Origin of the sequence: Aquabacterium sp., assembly GCF_036279655.1 — a bacterium.
Lineage (GTDB): Bacteria > Pseudomonadota > Gammaproteobacteria > Burkholderiales > Burkholderiaceae_C > Aquabacterium.
In genome coordinates this window covers 1-3099 of the sequence record NZ_DASUIT010000151.1, presented here as the reverse complement: position 1 = coordinate 3099, position 3099 = coordinate 1, and the positions used below count along the sequence as shown (strand labels likewise).

Annotated in this window: 3 protein-coding genes; all 3 read right to left on the bottom strand. The window is 65.2% G+C overall.

Annotation, left to right across the window (positions count from 1 at the left end):
• Positions 1-209: 209 nt before the first annotated feature.
• Positions 210-974, bottom strand: coding sequence for an IS21-like element helper ATPase IstB (gene istB / locus VFW84_RS15940; RefSeq protein ID WP_329681452.1), 765 nt, complete (start codon positions 972-974; stop codon positions 210-212).
• Positions 971-2623, bottom strand: a complete 1653-nt coding sequence (gene istA, locus VFW84_RS15935) for an IS21 family transposase (RefSeq protein WP_329681451.1) — start codon at positions 2621-2623, stop codon at positions 971-973. Before istA ends, istB begins: the two co-directional genes overlap by 4 nt.
• A gap of 84 nt (positions 2624-2707) precedes the next feature.
• Positions 2708-3022, bottom strand: a complete 315-nt coding sequence (locus tag VFW84_RS15930) for a type I restriction-modification system subunit M N-terminal domain-containing protein (RefSeq protein WP_414639025.1) — start codon at positions 3020-3022, stop codon at positions 2708-2710.
• Between the last annotated feature and the right edge of the window lie 77 nt (positions 3023-3099).

The following is a 3099-nucleotide window of genomic DNA, read 5'->3' as shown; positions in this document are numbered from 1 at the left end:
AGACTACCAAGGGCAAAACCGCGTCCCATACAGATCTCGGCAAAAGCCAACTCTGATCGCCAGTGCAGATGGACTCCGTGATGCCCCTAATGGGACCTACTGGCGCAACTGCCCCGCAACAAAGGCGCAACAGGCCCTGTGCCCCGATGGCCAGTCCAAATTCCCCCACCTGTGGCCACCCCAAATTCCCCCAGGCAAGACTGGCCGGATTATGACGACTCGGTGCTGATGGCGATGCGGGAGGCGGCCTCTTTGAGGCGGTAGCTCTTGCCTTCGAACTCCAGCATCGTGCAGCGGTGCATGAGGCGGTCCAGGATGGTGGTGGCCATGGTGGCGTCGCCCAGGTAGCGGCCCCAGTCCTGCACGACCCGGTTGGAGGTCACCACGATGGCGCGGCGCAGCTTGTAGCGCTGATGCACGATGGCCTGCAGCACCTCGGCGGCGTGCTCGCTGATGCGCCGCGCCAGAAACAGATCGTCCAGCACCAGCAAGTCCGGCTCCACCCACGCCTTGAGCAGCGCTGCGCGCTCGGCGGCACTGCCCAGCGCGTAGCGGGCAAACTCGGTGTCGGCCTCCAGGTAAATCACATCGTGGCCGCCCAGCGTGGCCTGGTAGGCAACGGCCTTGGCGATGTGGGACTTGCCGGTGCCGGGCTTGCCCACGATCAACGCATTGGCGCCCTCGGCAATGAGTTTCAGGGTGTGCAGCTCAAAGCACGCTGAGCGGGGCAGCTTGGGGTTGAAGCGCCAGTCAAAGTCGGCCAGGGTGACCCGCTCGTCCAGCCCCGAGCGCTTGTAGCGGCGCTCCATCAGGCGCGAACGGCGTCGGTCCAGCTCGTCCTGGAGCATGGCGGCGAAGGTTTCCAGAAAGGGCTCCTGGGCGGCCTGGGCCTGCATCACGCGGGTCGACAGGGTCTCGGCAATGCCAGAGAGGCGCAACTCGCGCAGCGCGCGTTCGATCTCGACCATGTTCATGCCCGGCCCCCTTGTGTGGACGTTAGCGTGGTGGCCGTTGGTGTGGTGGCGGCCGTGGCCGTTGTCATGGCCGAGGCGGCAGCGTGAGCAAACAAATCGCCGTACTCGTGGGCATCGCGGATCAGCCCGTGCTGCTGGGTCAGCGTGGCCGGGGTGGGCGCCACATCGCCGCCGGCATGGGCCTCGATGGCTTCAAGCGCGTCGGCAAAGAGCGATTCGCTCAATGCCTGAACGCGCTTGTAGCTGTAGATGCCTTGCTCCAGCGCCTGGGCACAGGCCGTCTCGATACAGTGCGCCGGGTAGCGGCGTGCCAGCCCGACGATGCCCCAGAGCTTACGCTGACCCACCCGGCCTTCGATGGCAAACAGCAACTGGCACAGGCGGGCGGCGTGTTCGCCGATCTGGGCGGCCTGGCGCAGAATCAGGCGTGTCTCACGCGAGGGGTTGAAGACCCGCTCATCCTGGGGCAGCACCACGGTGCCGGGGCGCTGCGCCTTGGGGTGGCTGCGCAGCAAGGTGCCGGTTTGCAGATCAAAGAGCTGGATGCGCTGGGCGAAGATGCGCACCCTCACCTTCGATCCGATGGCCGCCGGGCGAGCAGCGTAGCTGCTGTGATCCACCCGCACGCAACTGTCGTCGCACACCGTGCGCTGGACCTCTTCGAAATACTGCATGCCCAACAGCGGCAAGGCCTTGAGGTGCGGGCGTTCTTCTTCAAACATGGCTTGCACCTGGCGCCGCTCGGTGCCGTGGATGCGCTTGGCCGCCCAGTTGCGCTCCCAATGCGCCAGAAACTCGTTCTGGGTCTCGATGGACTCAAAGCGTCGGCCCTTCAAGGCCGTGGCCTGGGTGTGACCAATGGCATTCTCCACCGTGCCTTTGCGGTTGGGGTCACGCACCCGGGCCGGGTCGGCCACCACACCGTAGTGCGCCAGGGTGGCCGCAAAGACCGGGTTGAGCTCGGGCTCGTACAGGTCGGGCTTGATGACGCCCTCCTTGAGGTTGTCCAGCACCACGTACTGCGGGCAGCCACCGAAGTGTCGGAACGCGCGCTCGTGCAACTCGGCCCAGACCTGCTGGCTGGACTTCCAGACCACGCAGCGAAAGCTCGCCCGCGAGTAGCGCAGCGTGGCCACGAACAGGCGTGGCTTGCGGTACCGGTCACTGCCTGGCACCCGGGTGGGCGCGCCTTCGCCGTAGTCCACCTGCATCTCTTCGCCAGGCAGGAAGGACAGGCGATCGAATTGTTCGGGTTCCTTGTGGCGCAGCCGGGCCACAAAGCGCTTGACCGAGTTGTACTGGCCGGCAAAGCCATGGCTGTCGACCAGGTCCTGGTAGATGGCCGTGGCGTTGCGACGCAGGCGCAACTGGGCTTCGATGAAGGCTCGGTGTGGCTCGCATAGGGAGGTGGCCGCCGGGTTTGAAGCAGATGAGGGAGCCGGTGGCCAGGGTGGAGGAGTTTGAGCGGCCACGGCATCTGAGCCGGTGGCCACCCTGGGGGAATTTGATTGTTCAGCCTGCCAGCGGCGCTGGTAGCTCCTGACCGTCTTACGGTCGATGCCAGTGATGCGCGCGATCTCGCGCTGGGTGCTGCCGCGCTCGAGCAGCGTGTAGACGGTGGTCCGTTGGTTGGGTTTCAAGACATTCACTCCTTGGCCTTCCCTCGGGGAAGACCAGAACTGCTGTCCTGCCAACAGGTGCCGGCGGCGCCAGCTTTGACCCCCTGTCCCCGATCAACTCAGGTGGGGGAGTTTGGGTTGGCCATCAGTGGGGGAGTTTGGGTGGCCGCCGGGGTCGAAGATGTCGCGCACCTCGGGGCTGAAGCCCTGGATGTAGGTGGTGAGGTTCAGTGCCACGTAGTCCGGGTCGCCCAGCAGCTTCTTCAGGTCCATGGGGCTCTGGTTGAAGAAGTTCACCCCGGCCTTGCGGCGCAGAAAGGGTTCGGGGTTGATGCCCTGCTTGGTCTTCTCAGCCAGTTCGGCTAGCACGGCCGCCTTGGTCGGCTCCAACACACAGTCCAACCGGCGGAGCACGGTGAAGGGGAGGATGACTTTGCCGTAGTCGTGTTGTCGGTAGTCGCCCCGCAGCAGATCGGCGACGGACTAGATGAAGGCGGAAAGGGTTT